This window comes from Micrococcus sp. iso_239, assembly GCF_056173395.1.
Genome location: NZ_CM149672.1, coordinates 1,987,325 through 2,002,784 on the forward strand (window position 1 = coordinate 1,987,325; position 15,460 = coordinate 2,002,784).

At 73.7% G+C, this 15,460-nt stretch carries 13 protein-coding genes; 2 read left to right on the plus strand and 11 right to left on the minus strand.

All coding sequences use genetic code 11. The features are described 5' to 3' along the window. Positions 1–10 precede the first annotated feature (10 nt). The 8 genes from proC to AC0VX2_RS09310 form a co-directional block, all read right to left on the minus strand. Positions 11–841 carry a pyrroline-5-carboxylate reductase gene (gene proC, locus AC0VX2_RS09275; protein ID WP_036317279.1) on the minus strand — a complete coding sequence of 277 codons (831 nt, stop codon included), beginning with the start codon at positions 839–841 and terminating at the stop codon, positions 11–13. Further along, positions 838–1,722: a sugar phosphate isomerase/epimerase family protein gene (locus AC0VX2_RS09280; protein ID WP_355504547.1), complete on the minus strand. Its 885-nt coding sequence runs from the start codon at positions 1,720–1,722 to the stop codon at positions 838–840. The genes proC and AC0VX2_RS09280 overlap by 4 nt, the downstream gene beginning before the upstream one ends. 2 nt (positions 1,723–1,724) lie before the next feature. Continuing rightward, on the minus strand, positions 1,725–2,747 hold the full coding sequence (locus tag AC0VX2_RS09285; RefSeq protein ID WP_036341216.1) for a Ppx/GppA family phosphatase: 1,023 nt from the start codon (positions 2,745–2,747) through the stop codon (positions 1,725–1,727). Positions 2,748–2,752: 5 nt separating this feature from the next. Next, complete coding sequence (gene topA, locus AC0VX2_RS09290; protein WP_036341214.1) at positions 2,753–5,587, minus strand: type I DNA topoisomerase; 2,835 nt, start codon at positions 5,585–5,587, stop codon at positions 2,753–2,755. Between the two features lie 142 nt (positions 5,588–5,729). Then, on the minus strand, positions 5,730–7,406 hold the full coding sequence (locus tag AC0VX2_RS09295; protein WP_144818502.1) for a DUF7059 domain-containing protein: 1,677 nt from the start codon (positions 7,404–7,406) through the stop codon (positions 5,730–5,732). Next, positions 7,403–8,332: an oxygen-dependent tRNA uridine(34) hydroxylase TrhO gene (gene trhO, locus AC0VX2_RS09300; RefSeq protein WP_396729098.1), complete on the minus strand. Its 930-nt coding sequence runs from the start codon at positions 8,330–8,332 to the stop codon at positions 7,403–7,405. Before trhO ends, AC0VX2_RS09295 begins: the two co-directional genes overlap by 4 nt. An 11-nt stretch (positions 8,333–8,343) precedes the next feature. Next, on the minus strand, positions 8,344–9,351 hold the full coding sequence (locus AC0VX2_RS09305; RefSeq protein WP_475432578.1) for an IS481 family transposase: 1,008 nt from the start codon (positions 9,349–9,351) through the stop codon (positions 8,344–8,346). 90 nt (positions 9,352–9,441) lie between these two features. Continuing rightward, positions 9,442–10,785: an IS256-like element ISMlu11 family transposase gene (locus AC0VX2_RS09310; protein WP_044658726.1), complete on the minus strand. Its 1,344-nt coding sequence runs from the start codon at positions 10,783–10,785 to the stop codon at positions 9,442–9,444. Between the two features lie 203 nt (positions 10,786–10,988). On the opposite strand from AC0VX2_RS09310, the gene AC0VX2_RS09315 reads away from it, so the two are divergent. Then, positions 10,989–11,762 carry a GNAT family N-acetyltransferase gene (locus AC0VX2_RS09315; RefSeq protein ID WP_020626505.1) on the plus strand — a complete coding sequence of 258 codons (774 nt, stop codon included), beginning with the start codon at positions 10,989–10,991 and terminating at the stop codon, positions 11,760–11,762. Further along, entirely contained in the window at positions 11,759–14,359 is a 2,601-nt protein-coding gene (locus AC0VX2_RS09320; protein WP_102708566.1) for a DEAD/DEAH box helicase, read from the plus strand. Before AC0VX2_RS09315 ends, AC0VX2_RS09320 begins: the two co-directional genes overlap by 4 nt. Here AC0VX2_RS09320 and AC0VX2_RS09325 read toward each other — a convergent pair. Genes AC0VX2_RS09325 through AC0VX2_RS09335 form a run of 3 tightly spaced genes read right to left on the minus strand, consistent with a single transcriptional unit; the run spans position 14,275 to position 15,393 of the window. Next, entirely contained in the window at positions 14,275–14,718 is a 444-nt protein-coding gene (locus AC0VX2_RS09325; RefSeq protein WP_044658883.1) for an Rv3654c family TadE-like protein, read from the minus strand. The genes AC0VX2_RS09320 and AC0VX2_RS09325 overlap by 85 nt on opposite strands. After that, entirely contained in the window at positions 14,715–15,167 is a 453-nt protein-coding gene (locus AC0VX2_RS09330; RefSeq protein WP_044658882.1) for a TadE family type IV pilus minor pilin, read from the minus strand. Before AC0VX2_RS09330 ends, AC0VX2_RS09325 begins: the two co-directional genes overlap by 4 nt. Beyond that, complete coding sequence (locus tag AC0VX2_RS09335; protein ID WP_044658881.1) at positions 15,160–15,393, minus strand: DUF4244 domain-containing protein; 234 nt, start codon at positions 15,391–15,393, stop codon at positions 15,160–15,162. Before AC0VX2_RS09335 ends, AC0VX2_RS09330 begins: the two co-directional genes overlap by 8 nt. Positions 15,394–15,460: the final 67 nt, after the last annotated feature.

Consider the following 15,460-nt stretch of genomic DNA (forward strand, 5'->3'; position numbering starts at 1 on the left):
GCCCGCGCCGTCAGGCCCCGAACTCCTCGGCCATCTCCTTGTCGCGCTGCGCGGCCGCGTCCATGGCACGGTTCACGAGGTCGCCCATGCCGCCGTCCAGGAACGCCTCCACGGCCTTCTCGGTGGTCCCGTTCGGGCTCATCACGGCCTTGCGCAGAGCCTCGGCCCTGGCCCCCTCCTGCTGGAGCATGATGCCGGCTCCCTTGACGGTGGCCGCGGCCATGGCCTCGGCGGAGGCGGCGTCCAGTCCCATCTCCGCACCGTGGGCGGCGATCAGCTCGGCCAGCAGAAACACGTAGGCCGGGGCGGAGCCGGCGGTCGCCACCACGGCGGAGAGCTGCTCCTCGGCCACCGGCACCACCAGGCCGGAGCCCTCGAAGAGAGCGCGCACGGCGGTGGTCTGCTCCTCGGTGACGCCCGGCCCGGGGGCCACGCCCACGACGCCGGAGCCCACCGTCAGGGGCGTGTTCGGCATGGTCCGCACGATCGGCTGCCCCGCCGGCAGCACGGCGGCCATGGTCGCGGCGGTGACGCCGGCTGCCACGGACACCACCACGGTCTCGGGGCGCAGCGACGGCGCCAGGTCCGTGAGGGTGGCGACCATGTCCTTCGGCTTCACGCCCACCAGGACGATGTCCGCCTCAGCGACCGCGGCATGGTTGGCGCGTTCGTCCCGCTCCTGGGAGGTCACGGTGACGCCGTGCTGCGCGGCGGCCTTCTCGGCGGAGGCGGCGGAGCGGGTGGTCGCGGTGACGTCCTCGGCGCGCACGGCGCCGGCCTCGAGGGCTCCGGCGAGGATGGCCCCGGTCATGGTGCCCAGGCCCAGGATGGTCAGCTTCATGGTCGGTCCGTCTCCTTCGTGGTCGGGCGCGGGGCGTCGTCGTGGTGGTGGTCGGTCCCGCCGGCGGCCAGGTGATCGCGCGCGAAGGCGAGCGAGGCGGCGAGCATCTCCTCCCGCTGGCCCGCGTACTCCACGCCGCGCGTGCCCACCTCCACGCACACCGTGCCGGCCAGGCCCGCGGTCGCCAGGTGGCGCAGGGTCTCGGCCACGGGCTGGGTGCCCTCGCCGGGGACCAGGTGGTCGTCCTTGCCGGAGTCGTTGCCGTCGGTGAGGTGGACGTGCCGCAGCCGCGGGCCGAGCTCGCGGACGGCCGCCAGGGAGTCCGCCCGCGCGATGGCCGCGTGGGAGAAGTCCCAGCAGATGTGCTCGTACGGCTCGGGCAGCGGGTTCCAGTGCGGCAGGTACATCTTGGCCTTGCGGCCGTAGGCCCGCCACGGGTACATGTTCTCCACGGCGATCACGACGCCGGTCTCCGCCATGAGCTCGTGGATGCCCTCGGCGAAGCGCACCGCGTACGTGCCCTGCCAGCGGAACGGCGGGTGGGCGACCACGGTGGCCGCGCCCACGGCCTGCGCCAGCTCCACGGAGCGGCGGATCTTGGACCACGCGGAGCCCCAGACCTGCTGCGTGAACAGCAGGGTGGGCGCGTGGATGGAGTCGATGGGCATCCCGTGCCGCTCGGACAGCCGCGTCAGCCGCCGCGCGTCCTGGCTCCACGCGTTGTGCGTGACCATGACCTCCACGCCGTCGTAGCCGAGGTCCTCGGCGGTGGCGAACACGTCCTGGGTGCCCAGGGGGAACACGGACGAGGAGGACAGGGTCACGGGGATGTCCGCTCCGAAGCGCGCCGCGGGGGCCAGGTGCGCGGTGGAGTCCGGCATGGTCAGCGCACCCCCAGGCTCAGTCCCGGCAGGAGGGTGTCCGGGTTGAGGTTCACGTGGCCGACGCCGGGCCGGCCGTCCCGGGTGAGGTGGCCCTCGAGCATGAGCGCGTCGAGGCGGTTGAGGATCAGGCCCTCGCGCAGCGCCCACGGGCAGATCTCGAGCTGGGCGATGCCGAACGTGCGCATGGCCGTCAGCGCGACGATCGCCCCCGCGAACACCTGGTGCGCGCGCACGTCCGAGACGCCGGGCAGCTCCGCCCGCTCCGCGACGGTCATCGCCGCGAGGCGGTTCACCCACAGGTGCAGGTCGTCCGCGCGCAGGTGCCGCTTCACGAAGGGGCCCGCCGCCGACGGCGCCGCCCCGGTGATCCGGGCGAGGGAGCGGAACGTCTTCGAGGTGGCGGTGACCACCACGGGCGACTCGATGCGCGGGAAGGCCGTATACGCCTCCTCGAGTCGCTTCTCCACGTGCTTGCGGAGCTTCTTCACCGCCTTGGGGCTGGGCGGGTCCTCGAGCACCCAGTCGCGGGTGAGGCGGCCGGCGCCCAGCGGCAGGGACAGGGCGTGCGAGGGCAGCTCGTCCTGGCCGTAGGCGATCTCGAAGGAGCCGCCGCCGATGTCGAAGTTCAGGATGGAGCCGGCGCCCCAGCCCTGCCAGCGGCGCACGGCGAAGTACGTCATGGCCGACTCCTGGTCCCCCGTGAGCTCGGAGAGGTGCACACCGGTCTCGGCCTGCACGCGGGCCAGCACGGCGGCGCCGTTCGCGGACTCGCGGATCGCCGAGGTGCAGAACGAGATCATGTCCTCCGCCCGATGCTCCTCCGCGAACGCGGCGGCCTCACGGACGAAGTCCACGAGCTCCCGCTGTCCCTCCTCCGTGATCGCCCCGTCGGCGTCCTGGTAGCGGATCAGCGGAAGGGAGCGCTTGTGCTCCGCGTAGGCGACGGGGCGGGCCCCCGGGTGGGCGTCCACGAGCAGCAGGTGGACGGTGTTGGACCCGATGTCCAGGACGCCGAGGCGCATGGCGCTCAGGCCTTCTTCCGCGCGGTGGTCTTCTTGGCCGGGGCCTTGCGGGCCGCCGGCTTCTTGGCACCGCCGCGGGTGGCCGGGCCCTTGGCACGCTTGTCCGCGAGCAGCTGGTAGGCCTCCTCCGCCGTGAGCTCCTCGGGCTGACGGCCGCGCGGGACGGTGATGTTGGTGACCCCGTCCGTGACGTACGGGCCGAAGCGGCCCTCCTTCACGGTGACCTTCTTGCCGGAGACCGGGTCCTCGCCGAACTCGGCCAGCGGCGGCTTGGCGGCCCCGCGGCCACGCTGCTTCGGCTGGGCGTAGATCTCGAGGGCCTGCTCCTGCGTGATGCTGAAGATCTGGTCCTCGGACTCGAGCGAGCGCGAGTCCGAGCCCTTCTTCAGGTAGGGCCCGAAGCGGCCGTTCTGGGCGGTGATGACCTCGCCCTCGGCGTCCGCGCCCACGACGCGCGGCAGGGACATCAGCTGCAGCGCCTGCTCGAGGGTCACGGTGTCCACGGACATGCTCTTGAAGAGGGAGCCGGTGCGGGGCTTCTCCTTGGCCGGCTTCTTCTTCGGCTTGGGCTTGCCGTTCTTGTAGTACTCGGTGGGCTGGGCGTCGAGCCAGGCCTGCAGCTCCTCCTCGGTCATCTCCGGGATGACCTCGGTGACGTAGGGCCCGTAGCGCCCGTCCCTGGCGACGACGGTCCGGCCCGTCTCCGGGTCCGTGCCGAGCTCGCGCTCGGAGGGCTGGGCGGTGGCGAACAGCTCCTCGGCCTTGGCCGGGGTGAGCTCGTCCGGGGCCAGGTCCTCGGGGACGTTGGCGCGCGGCGGGGTGGCGCCCGCCTCCGCGTCGGCCGGCAGCGACCGCTCCAGGTACGGGCCGTACTGGCCCACCCGCAGGGTGATGTCCTCGGTGATCGGCAGCGAGTTCACGGCCCGCGCGTCGATCTCGCCGAGGTTGTCCACCACGTGCTTGAGGCCCTCGACGCCCTTCTCCGTCTCCGCGGCGGGGGCCCCGAAGTAGAAGGTCTGCAGCCAGGCCTCGCGGCCGAGCTCGCCCGCCGCGATCCGGTCGAGGTCGTCCTCCATGCGGGCCGTGAAGTCGTAGTCCACGTACTTCGCGAAGTAGTCCTCGAGCAGCCCGATCACCGCGAACGCGGTCCACGACGGGACGAGCGCGGTGCCGCGCTTGGACACGTAGCCGCGGTCCATGATCGTGGAGATCGTCGGGGCGTACGTGGAGGGACGCCCGATCTCGCGGCGCTCCAGCTCGGCGACGATCGACGCCTCGGTGTAGCGGGCCGGCGGGGAGGTCTCGTGCCCGGTGGCCTCGATCGGGTCACCGGTGAGGCGCTCGCCCTGGGCCACCTGCGGCAGGCGGCGGTCCTTGGCCTCCGCGTTCTCGCCGTCGACCTCGGCGTCCCGGCCCTCCTCGTACGCGTCGAGGAAGCCCTTGAACGTGATGACCGTGCCCGAGGCGCTGAACTGCGCGAGGCGGCCGTCCTGCGCGGTGGCCGAGAGCCGCAGCGTGGCGGTGTAGCCCTTGGCGTCGGCCATCTGCGAGGCCACGGTGCGCTTCCAGATCAGCTCGTACAGGCGGAACTCGTCCGGGCGCAGCTCGGCCTTGACCTGGGCCGGGGTCCGGAAGGAGTCCCCCGCGGGCCGGATGGCCTCGTGGGCCTCCTGCGCGGTCTCGTTGCGCTTGGCGTAGACGCGCGGCTGGGCCGGCACGGCGTCCGCCCCGTAGAGCTCGGTAGCCTGGCGCCGGGCGGCCTGCACGGCCTCCTGCGAGAGGTTCACCGAGTCCGTGCGCATGTACGTGATGTAGCCGTTCTCGTACAGGCGCTGGGCCACCTGCATGGAGACGCGGGAGCTCATGCGGAGCTTGCGGGCGGCCTCCTGCTGCAGCGTGGAGGTGGTGAAGGGGGCGGCCGGGCGGCGGGTGTACGGCTTGTCCTCCACCGAGTCGACCGTGAAGTCCGCCCCGCGCAGACCCTCGGCCAGCGAGCGGGCGCCGGCCTCGTCCAGGTGGGTCACCTTCTTGCCGGCGGAGGCCTTGAGCCGCCCGGCGTCGTCGAAGTCGCGGCCCGTGGCCACGCGCTGGCCGTCCACCGTGCTGAGGCGGGCCGTGAACGAGCTGCCCACGGCGTCCGCGGCCTGCGCGCCCTCGGCCACCGTGAAGGTGCCCTCCACGCCCCAGTAGTGGGCGGAGACGAAGGCCATGCGCTCCCGCTCGCGCTCGACGACGAGGCGGGTGGCCACCGACTGCACGCGGCCCGCCGAGAGCCCGCGGGAGACCTTGCGCCAGAGCACCGGCGAGAGCTCGTAGCCGAACAGGCGGTCGAGGATGCGGCGCGTCTCCTGGGCGTCCACGAGGGCCGTGTCCAGCTCACGGATGTTCTCCAGACCGCGGCGCACGCCCTCCTTGGTGATCTCGCCGAAGGTCATGCGGTACACCGGCACCGTGGGCTTGAGGGTGTCCAGCAGGTGCCAGGCGATGGCCTCGCCCTCGCGGTCCGCATCCGTGGCGAGGTAGAGGGCCTCGGCGTCCTTGAGCTCGCGCTTGAGCTCGGTGACCTTCTTCTTCTTGTCCGGGTGCACCACGTAGTACGGGGTGAAGCCGTGCTCCGTGTCCACGGCGAACTTGCCGAACGGGCCCTTCTTCATCTCCGCCGGCAGGTCCGAGGGCTTGGGCAGGTCGCGGATGTGCCCCACGGAGGAGTCCACCACCCAGCCCTCGCCCACCGCGTTGAGGTACTTCGCGATGGACTTGCTCTTGGCCGGGGACTCCACGATGACCAGCTTCTTGCCCGAGGGCACGGGAGCGGTCACGGAAGCGGGGGGAGTGGACAACGGGTCCTCCTGGGACGGGATTGTTGCGGATCCGGGGCCGACGCGAGCCGACCCGCGTCCGCCGCGGACGGACGTCCCCACATCGTAGGGCGCGCTGACCACGATAACGCCCGGCGTCCCCGCGCCCGCCACCGCCCGATCGTCAGCCCTCCACCAGGAACCCGTCCTCGTACAGCTCCCGCAGCGCGGCCAGCAGGCCGGCCCGCCCGACGTCGTCCAGCTCCAGCAGCGCGGCGACCGCGCCCACCAGCTGCCCCACGGACAGCTCGCCGTCGCTGGCGGACAGCACGCCCGCCGTCGCGGTGTCCAGGCGCGCCACGCGCCGGAACCCGGAGCCCTGCCGGGCCAGGATCACCTCGGGGTGCTCCGCCCCGAACCGCTGGTGCCGCTCTTCCGTGACGTCCGCGGCCACGCGCAGGTGCAGGCCCCGCAGCGCGGCCAGGGCCGGGTCCCCGACGGCGTCCCCGGCCCCGGCGCCCGCGGCGAGCCGGTCCCGGCGGGCGACGGCGGCGGCCCACGCGGCGCCGAGGGCCTCATCCACGGGCTGGGTCAGCTCCTCAACGACCACCCACCCCCGGCCCTGGGAGCCGTCCGCGGCGGGCCGACGCAGCCACACGTGTCCGAAGCCGACCCCGGCCACGCCGCGGGCGTCGAAGTCCTCCAGGTACCCGCGGTAGGCGGCCTCATAGGCGGGCGGGTCGAGCTCGAGCGAGGAGTCCTGCAGCCACGTCTCCGCGTAGCCCGCGGGGTCCTGCCGGTCGCGCTGGAGCAACCAGGCCTGCATCCCCGGCGCCACCCACGAACGCGGGCGCGCGTTCCACGGTGCGGTGTCGGCGTCGGTGGTGTCCCCCGCCGGGATCTCCCAGTTGGCGAGCAGCTGCGCGGTGCCGCCCTCGGCGAGCACGTCCGGCAGGGCCGCGATCAGCTCCGCGACGATCCGGTCGCCCTCACGGCCGCCGTCGCGGTAGGTCAGCACGGGCGCGTCCGGGTCCGTGCGCGGGGTGATCACGAACGGCGGGTTCGAGACCACGAGGTCGAACCGCTCCCCCGCCACCGGCGCCAGCAGATCGCCGGCCGCCAGCCGGACCCGGTCCTCGAGCCGCTCCCGGTCGAGGCCGAGCACGTCCGCGTTGAGCAGCAGGTTGAACCGGGTGAAGGCGAGGGCGCGCTCGGAGAGGTCCGTGGCGGTCACGTGGTCGGCGTGGGCGAGCAGGTGCAGGGTCTGGATCCCGCAGCCCACCCCCACGTCCAGGGCGCGGGCCACGGGACGGCGCTGCGTGGCGCCGGCGAGCGTGAGGGAGGCCCGACCGATGCCGAGCACGTGCTCGGGAGGCAGCGGGCCGCGCCGCTGCAGGGCCGTCAGGTCCGAGGCGATCCACATCCGGCCCGGCTCGTCCGCGTCGTACGGCGAGAGGTCCACCGCGCCGCGCACGCGCCCGTCCGGCCCCTCGACGACGAGCCCGGCCGCCACGGCCCCGGCCAGACCGAGGCTGGGCAGCGCGGCGTCGAGGTCGGCGGCGGGGACGGGGTCGCCGAGCAGCCAGGCCCCGACGGCGGCGGCGAGGCCCCGCGTGCCGTGCCGGTCGCCGGGGCCGGCTGCGTCGTCGTGCCGGCCGGGGCCCGCCAGGTGACCGGCGACGACGCGGCGGGCGGCCTCGGCGTGCTCGCGGTCCAGGGCGAGCGTGGCCACGGCTCCGAGCAGCCCCTCGACGGCGGCGGTGGTGAACGGCAGGGCCGCCAGGTCCGCGGCGAGGGCCGCGGCCGTGGCCGGGGTCAGCCGCGGGGCGGGGGGCGACGGGGGTGTCGGGACGGGACTCATGCCTCGGTCCTCTCGGCGGGGTGGGGGCGGTGGGCGCAGAAGGGGCAGCGGTGCTCGGGGTCGTCGGCGGCGCAGGCCGCGCAGCGGACCTCGAGCGTGGTGCAGGCCGGGTCGGCGCAGTTGCGCAGCGCCGAGGTCGGTGCCTCGCACGTGACGCACCGGCCGATGGTCTCGGCGTCGGCGGTGAAGCGGGTGGACAGGCGTCGGTCGAACACGGCCAGCTCGCCCCGCCACAGTCCGGCGTCGCCACGGGCCTCGCCGTAGCGGACGATGCCGCCGTCGAGCTGGTAGACCTCGGCGAAGCCGCGGTCCTTGAGCAGGGCCGAGAGGACCTCGCAGCGCACGCCGCCCGTGCAGTAGGTGATCAGCGGCGCGTCCTTGACGTGGTCCAGGGCCCCGGAGTCGACGGCGGCGAGCAGGTCGCGGGTGGTGTGCGCGTCCGGGACCACGGCCCCGTCGAAGCGGCCGATGGCCGCCTCCACCGTGTTGCGGCCGTCGAGGAAGCGCACGGGGTTCGCGGTGCCGGCCCGCTCGGCGACGAGCGCGTCCACCTGGGCGGGGGTGAGCCGCTCCCCCGTGCCAACGACGCCGTCCGCGTCCACGGTGATGCGCTCGGGGGCCCCGAACGCGACGAGCTCGGGCTTGACCTTGACGGAGAGGCGGGGGAAGTCCGCCGCCGAGCCGCCCGACCACTTCACCTCGAGGTCCCGGAACGCCGGATGCTCCCGCGTGCCGCGCACGTAGCGCTTGACCGCGTCGACCGGCCCGCCGACGGTCCCGTTGATCCCCTGCGGCGACACGATGATCCGGCCGGTCAGGCCGAGGGACGCGGCGAGCGTGCGCTGCCACAGCCGCACCGCCTCGGGGTCGGCGAGCGGGGTGAACCGGTAGTACAGCGCGATGCGGGAGAGGGCGGCGGTGCTCATCGAGGTCCAGGCTAGTTGTAGGAGGGCATGACGTTGTTGACTCGGGCCGGGGCCAGTGAGGCCGGAGGAGCGTCTCCGCAGGAGGTATGAGGCCGATGGTAGTTGTAGTGGTTCACCCACACCTGCAGGGCCTCACGCCGAGCTTGCTCTGAGGAGTACGGGCGGGCGTAGAGGACCTCGTCCACCATCAGCCGGTTGTACCGTTCGACCTTCCCGTTATGGCGCGGGGTGTAGGGGCGGATCCGGTGGTGCCGGCCCCCGAGCGAGACCACCTTCCGGGTGAAGTCCACGGCCCGGTAGTTGTTGCCGTTGTCCGTGATCACCCGGTCCACGGTGATGCCGTGGGCGGCGAAGAACGCCCGCGCCCGGCAGAAGAACCCGATCGTGGTGACCGCCTTCTCGTCCTCCAACGCTTCGGTGTACGCCAGGCGGGTGAACCCGTCGATCGCCGAGTGCAGGTAGGTGTACCCGACCCGCCGGCCAGGCCCGCGTTTGGCCGCTCGCGCGTTCTCGGAGTCCCGGCCGTGAGCACGCCAGCCTCCCCCCTCGGGGATGCGTCCGATCTTCTTCACGTCCAGGTGCACCATGTGCCCCGGCCCTCTCGCGGTGATCTTCTGGGGTCGTTGGCGCAGGTCTTCTCCGGCCGGGGTCAGGTCCCGTAGGCGGGAGATCCCGGCCCGGTGCAGCCACCGTCCCACGGTACGAAGACACACCCGGTGGCCTTCAGAGACGAGGTGGTGATGGATGCGCCGTGCGGACCACTTGCGCTCCCGCCGCAGGGCGTGGATCTGGGCGACCAGGACCGGATCGAGCTGGGCAGGTGAACGGTGCGGCCGGCTGGGCAGGTCCTGAAGGCCGGCTTCTCCCTGGGCGCGGTAGCGGGCGACCCAGGTGGCCACCGTGGGCCGGCTCACCCGGAACTCGGCGGCCACGTGTGCCTGCGGGATCCCGTCGTGCAGGTGGCGGTGGACCATCCTGAGACGGCCGGTCGGGGTCAGGGGTGCGTTAGCGTGAGTCATGAGTGGGTCTCTTCTGGCAGGTGGGTGGTGTAGGAACTTCCATCCTGCGGGAGAGGCGGGCGTGTCAACTTGTCTGTGTAAGCGGGGTGGTCACAGGTAGGGGTTGATCCGGTCGGGGTAGGCCGCGGCGAGCTGGGCGAGGGCCTGCTTCCAGTTCGTGACGGCCTGACCTTCGACGAGCCGGCCCTGGGCTTTGCGCTGGCCGGCGGGTTTGCCCCGGTCCCGAGCGCGTTCGGCGGCGCGTTTGTCTTCGATGTTGCAGATCGCCAGCCAGAGCAGCTTCACCGCCGCCTCGGTCGAGGGGAAGTGGCCGCGGTTCTTGGTCACCTTCCGTAGCTGGAAGTTCAGCGACTCGATGCTGTTGGTCGTGTAGATGACCTTGCGGAGCATGGGTGGGAACTGCAGGAACGGGATGAACCGCTCCCAGGAGTTCGCCCAGGTCGCGGCTGCAGACGGGTACTTCGTGCCGAGCTCGGAGGCCTCGAACTCGGCCAGCGCCTTCCTCGCGGTCTCTTCGTTGGGGGCGGTGTAGATCGGCTTCAGCGCGGCGGCGACCTTCTTGCGGTCCTGGTAGGCCACGAACCGCATCGCGGCCCGGATCAGGTGAACCACGCAGGTCTGGACCATCGAGTCCGGCCACGTCGCCTCGACCGCCTCCGGCAGGCCCTTGAGCCCGTCGCAGCACACGATCAGCACGTCCTGCACGCCCCGGTTGGCGAGATCGGCGCAGACGTGGGCCCAGAACGCCGAGCCCTCGGTGTCCTGGACCCAGATCCCCAGCACGTGCTTGATGCCCTCGAGGTCCACGCCGACGGCGATGTAGGCGGCACGGTTGAGGACCTGGCTGTTCTCTCGGATCTTGATCCGGATTGCGTCGAGATAGATCACCGGATAGAACTCCTCCAGCGGCCGCGACTGCCACGCCAGGACCTCTTCGCTCACGGCGTCGGTGATGTTGGAGATCGTCTCGTGCGACAGGTCCGTGCCGATCGTGGAGGCCAGGTGGTGCTGGATGTCCCGGATCGTCATTCCGCCGGCATAGAGGCTGATGATCATGTCATCCAGGCCCCCGAGGCGCCGCTGGCCCTTGGGCACCAGGCGCGGGGTGAACGACCCGCCCCGGTCTCGCGGGACGTCCAGCTCGATCGGCCCGACCTCGGACTCCACGGTCTTCGGGGTGGTCCCGTTGCGGGAGTTGGCGTGCTTCAGCGCCTCGCTCGAGCCCTTCTCGTAGCCCAGATGGCTGGTCAGCTCGGCCTGCAGGCCCCGCTCGAGCGCGGCCTTGACCAGCGCGGGCACGAACCCGCCGTCACCGGTGAGCTCGACGCCGCCCGCGTCGATCTGCGCGAACAGGGCATCAAGCTGCCCTGAGGCTTTCAGCTGCTCGACCAGGTCCTGGCCCGAGGGCTCGCCTGGGTTCTTCTCGTCGATCATGGTCATGATTCTTACCGTTCCTCTCGGTACGGCTTACACAGACCATCTGACACGCCCGGAGAGGCCCGCTCGTCTCATCTCAGCCCGTACCCCGTGGCAAGAACCTCATGACCCACAACAGCTAGTGCGCGGCCCCGGACGTGACGGCCGTGAGGGACGGGCGGGGCCTGGCCCGCACCGGCCTCACGCCTTACCCTTCAGACATGACTGAGCATCTGGATCCGGCACTGGTCGACATCTGGTTCGCGGCCTGGTCGCGATCGCGCGGCTACCGCACGAGCCAGGAGGCGGGGCGACGCGCGGCCCTGCGCACCCCCCGCCCCGCCCACATGATCCCCGGCGGCTCCGGTCGCGCCACGGTGGACGTGCCGGCCACGTGGGAGCACGTGGTGGTGAACCCCTCCCGCGCGGAGCTGGAGGACCTGCGCGAGGCGGTGCGGGACCAGGAGCAGATCCTGCTCACCGTGTTCGGCGACGCCGGCGAGGACCCCAAGGCCATGGGTCTGAAGGCCCAGGCCGAGCCGGAGCGCTTCATGACCATGGACATGGACCCCGAGCTGCAGGACGTGGAGCCCCCGCTGCTGCCCGAGGGCTATGAGGCCCGCGTGGACCAGCCGATGGAGGGCAGCCGTCGCCTGCGCATCCTGGCCGTCGGCGCCTCGACCGCGCCCGAGGGCGAGGAGGAGCTCGCCGCCCTCGGCTGGGTCACCGAGGAGGACGGCACCGCCGTCTACGACCGGATCTGGACGTCCCCGAACCACCGTCGCCGCGGCCTCGGCTCCCTCGTGATGCGCTACCTCACCTCCGAGGTCATGAGCGAGGGTGAGATCAGCCGCGGCCTGCTCGTCGCCTCCCCGGACGGCCAGAAGCTGTACCGCCACCTGGCCTGGACCGACCTCGGCCCCGTGTCCATCTGGGGTCGCGGCCTGGCCGAGGACAACCCCACCGCCGAGCACACCGGCACCATGGGGGCGTGACCGGCCACCTGCCGGAGCACGATCCCTGGGCGGATCCCGCGGGCGGCTGGGGGCCGCCCGGCACGGCGGACGCCGCGCCGCCCGTCGACGACGCCGCCCCGGACTCCTCCGGACCGGAGCCGCAGCCCGTCGGTGAGGTGGTGGCCGACGTCGTGGCCGGGCTGTCCGTCACGGCACCCGGCGACCTGCGCCCGGACACCCCGGCGGGGGCCGGACTCCGTGCGGCGCTGGGTCGGACCGGGTTGCCCGAGCAGATCCGCCACGTCACCGAGCTGCCCGCACGGCAGGCCCGGCACACGGACTGGCCCGCGGACGCTCCGGAGGGCCTGGTCAGGGCGTTCGCGGCGCGCGGCGTCGAGCGGCCGTGGCTGCACCAGGTGCGCGCCGCGAACCTGGCCGGTGCGGGGACGCACACCGTGCTCGCCACGGGCACGGCGTCGGGCAAGTCGCTGGGCTACCAGCTGGCGGTCGGCACCCGGCTCGCCGCCGACCCCCGGGCCACCGCGCTCTACCTCGCCCCCACCAAGGCCCTCGCTGCGGACCAGCTGACCTCCTGGCGCGCCCTCGAGCGGGACGGCGCCCCGGGGCTGCGCGCGGCTCCCTACGACGGCGACACCGCACCGCAGGACCGGATCTGGGCCCGCGAGCACGCCACCGTGCTCATGACCAACCCGGACATGCTCCACGTCGGGATCCTGCCGCACCACGAGCGGTGGGCCGCGTTCTTCCGGAACCTGGCGTTCGTGGTGGTGGACGAGTCGCACACCTACCGGGGCGTCTTCGGCTCGCAGGTGGGCATCCTGCTGCGCCGGCTGCGGCGCATCGCCGCCCACTACCGCGGGGACCGGCCGGAGACCGTGTTCATCGGGGCGTCGGCGACGTCGGCGGATCCGGCCGGGCACTTCGCTCGACTGATCGGGGCGCCGGCCACGGCCGTCACCGAGGACGCGTCCCCGCACGGGGCGGTCACGGTGGCGTTCTGGGAGCCGGAGCTGACGGACCGTCGGGGCGAGAACGGCGCGCCCGTCCGCCGCTCGGCGATGGCCGCCGCCGCCGACCTGGTCACGGACCTGGCCCTGCAGCAGGTGCGCACGCTGGCGTTCATCCGCTCGCGGCGCGGGGCCGAGGCCATCGCCAGCGCGGCCAAGCGGCAGCTCGAGGAGGTCGAGCCGGGGCTCGGCACCCGGATCGCGGCCTACCGCTCGGGCTACCTGCCCGAGGAGCGGCGGGAGCTGGAGGCGGACCTGCGCTCGGGTCGGCTGCTGGGCATGGCCTCGACGCCGGCACTGGAGATGGGCATCGACGTCGCGGGGCTGGACGCGGTGGTGGTGGCCGGCTGGCCGGGCACCCGCGCGTCGTTCTTCCAGCAGATCGGCCGCGCCGGGCGCGGCGGCCAGGACGCGCTCGCGTTCTTCGTCGCCTCGGACGACCCCCTGGACACGTTCGTGGTGGACCACCCGGAGGCCGTGTTCGACCTGGGCGTGGAGGACACCGTGGTGGACCCGGAGAACCCGCACCTGCTCGGCCCGCAGCTGTGCGCGGCCGCCGCGGAGCTGCCGATCACGCCCGAGGCGTTCGGCTGGTTCGGGGAGCCGGACCGGGTGCGCGCCCTGCTGGACGTGCTGGTCGAGCAGGGGCTGCTGCGCCGTCGGCCGGCCGGCTGGTTCTGGACGCACCCCGAGCACGCCGCCGGCATGGTCTCCCTGCGGGACGACGGCGGCGGCCCCATGGACATCATCGACGCCGAGTCCGGCGCCCTGCTGGGCACGATGGACTCGCCCCAGACCCATTACCAGGCGCATCCCGGCGCGGTGTACGTGCACCAGGACCGCACGTACCTCGTGGAGGAGCTGGACGAGGACGCGCACGCGGTGGTGGTCACGCGCGCCTGGCCGGACTTCACCACGCAGGCCCGGGACGTCACGGAGGTCGAGATCGTGGCGGTGCACCGCCGCCTGGACGCGCGGGAGGGCACCCTGCGCTGGTGCCTCGGGGATGTGCAGGTCCGCACCCAGGTGGTGTCCTTCCAGCGCAAGGCCCTGGCCTCCGGGGAGGTGCTCGGCGAGGAGCCCCTCGACCTGCCGGCGCGGGACCTGTTCACCTCGGCGGTGTGGTTCCAGGCGGCCTCGGACGAGCTCATCGCCGCGGGACTGACCACGGATCGCCTTCCCGGCGCCCTGCACGCGGCCGAGCACGCGATGATCGGCATGATGCCGCTCGTCGCCTCGAACGACCGCTGGGACATCGGAGGCGTCTCGATGGTCCTGCACCCGGACACCGGCTCCCCCGCCGTGTTCGTCTACGACGGCCGGCCCGGCGGGGCGGGCTTCGCCGAACGCGGCTTCGAGCAGGCGCGACGCTGGGTCGAGGCGACGGCGGGGGCCATCGCGGCCTGCGAGTGCGCGGAGGGCTGCCCGTCCTGCGTGCAGTCCCCCAAGTGCGGCAACCGCAACAGCCCACTGGACAAGGCCGGCGCGCTGACCGTCCTGCGGTTCCTGATGGACCACGCCGATCACCTCGTCCCGGCGGACGCCTCGACCGACGGCTCGGGCGGCGCCTCCTCCGGCGGGGCCACGGACGCGGCGCCCGGGGCCTGAGACCGCGGCGGGCCCGCGACGGCGTCGGCCGTGGCCGCCGGCAGCGGGGCGCGGGCGAGCTCGACCGCGACGCGCACGGTCCCGTCCTCGCGCACCTCGCACGCCACGACGGCGGCCCCGTTGCGTGCGGCGGTCCGCCCGGCCAGCGCGCACGGCTCATGGTCGGAGAGCCCGCGCCGGGCGTCGGAGGCGGCGAGCGCCGCCAGGTCGGCGGCCCCGGCCGCCCGGGCGCCGGTGACCGAGGCCTGCCCCAGCGCCGCGACCGCCAGCAGCAGCCCCGCCCCCAGGGCGGCCGTGCCCAGGACGGACACGGTGCCCGAGCCTCGTTCGCCCCGCGCGGGCGCCCTCCCGCGGGTCATGACCGGTCCTCCGGCGAAGCGGCGGGCGTTCCGGGCCGCTGGTCGGGGGCGGCGGCGTGCGCGGTGAGGGTGAGCACCTCGGCCCAGGCGAGCGGCCCGGGGCCGGGCTGGACGACCTCGACGGTCACCCACCCGCCCTCGACGGTGTGCGAGAGCGAGGCATCGTCGCCGGCCATGCGCGCCACCGCGTCCCGGGCCGCCGCCTCGTCGTCGCCCCGGGCGAGGATGCGGGCGGCCGACGCCGCCGCGTCCTGACCCCGCACCTGCTGCACCGCGGCGGCGCCGGCCAGCAGGACGGATACGAGCACGAATGCGATCACGGGCAGCAGCACCGCGTACTCGGCGGTGACGGCCCCGGTCTCGCCGCCCCGGAGCGCCCGGGGCCGCCCCGCCGTCCGGGCGCCCGGGCGGCGCGCGGACGGCGGGGCGGAGGCCGGGTGCTCAGTCACGCTGGAGCGCCCCGGTGACGAGGTCCACGAGCAGCGACTGCACGTCCGGGCTGGTGAGCACGACGGCCAGCACGCCCGCGAAGCCCACGGCGGCGAGCGTGAGGATGCCGTACTCGGCCGTGATCGCGCCGGTCTCCTCGCCCGCGGCGTCGACGACGCGGGCGAGGCGGTCGCGGTCGCTGGGGCGGGTGACGGCGGGCTGGGCGGTGTGGGAGCGGTGGGTCATGGTGGTCCTCCTGGAGTGGGCCCCGCGGTGCGGGGCGGTGGTGACGGCCCGGCCGGGCCGCTGGTCC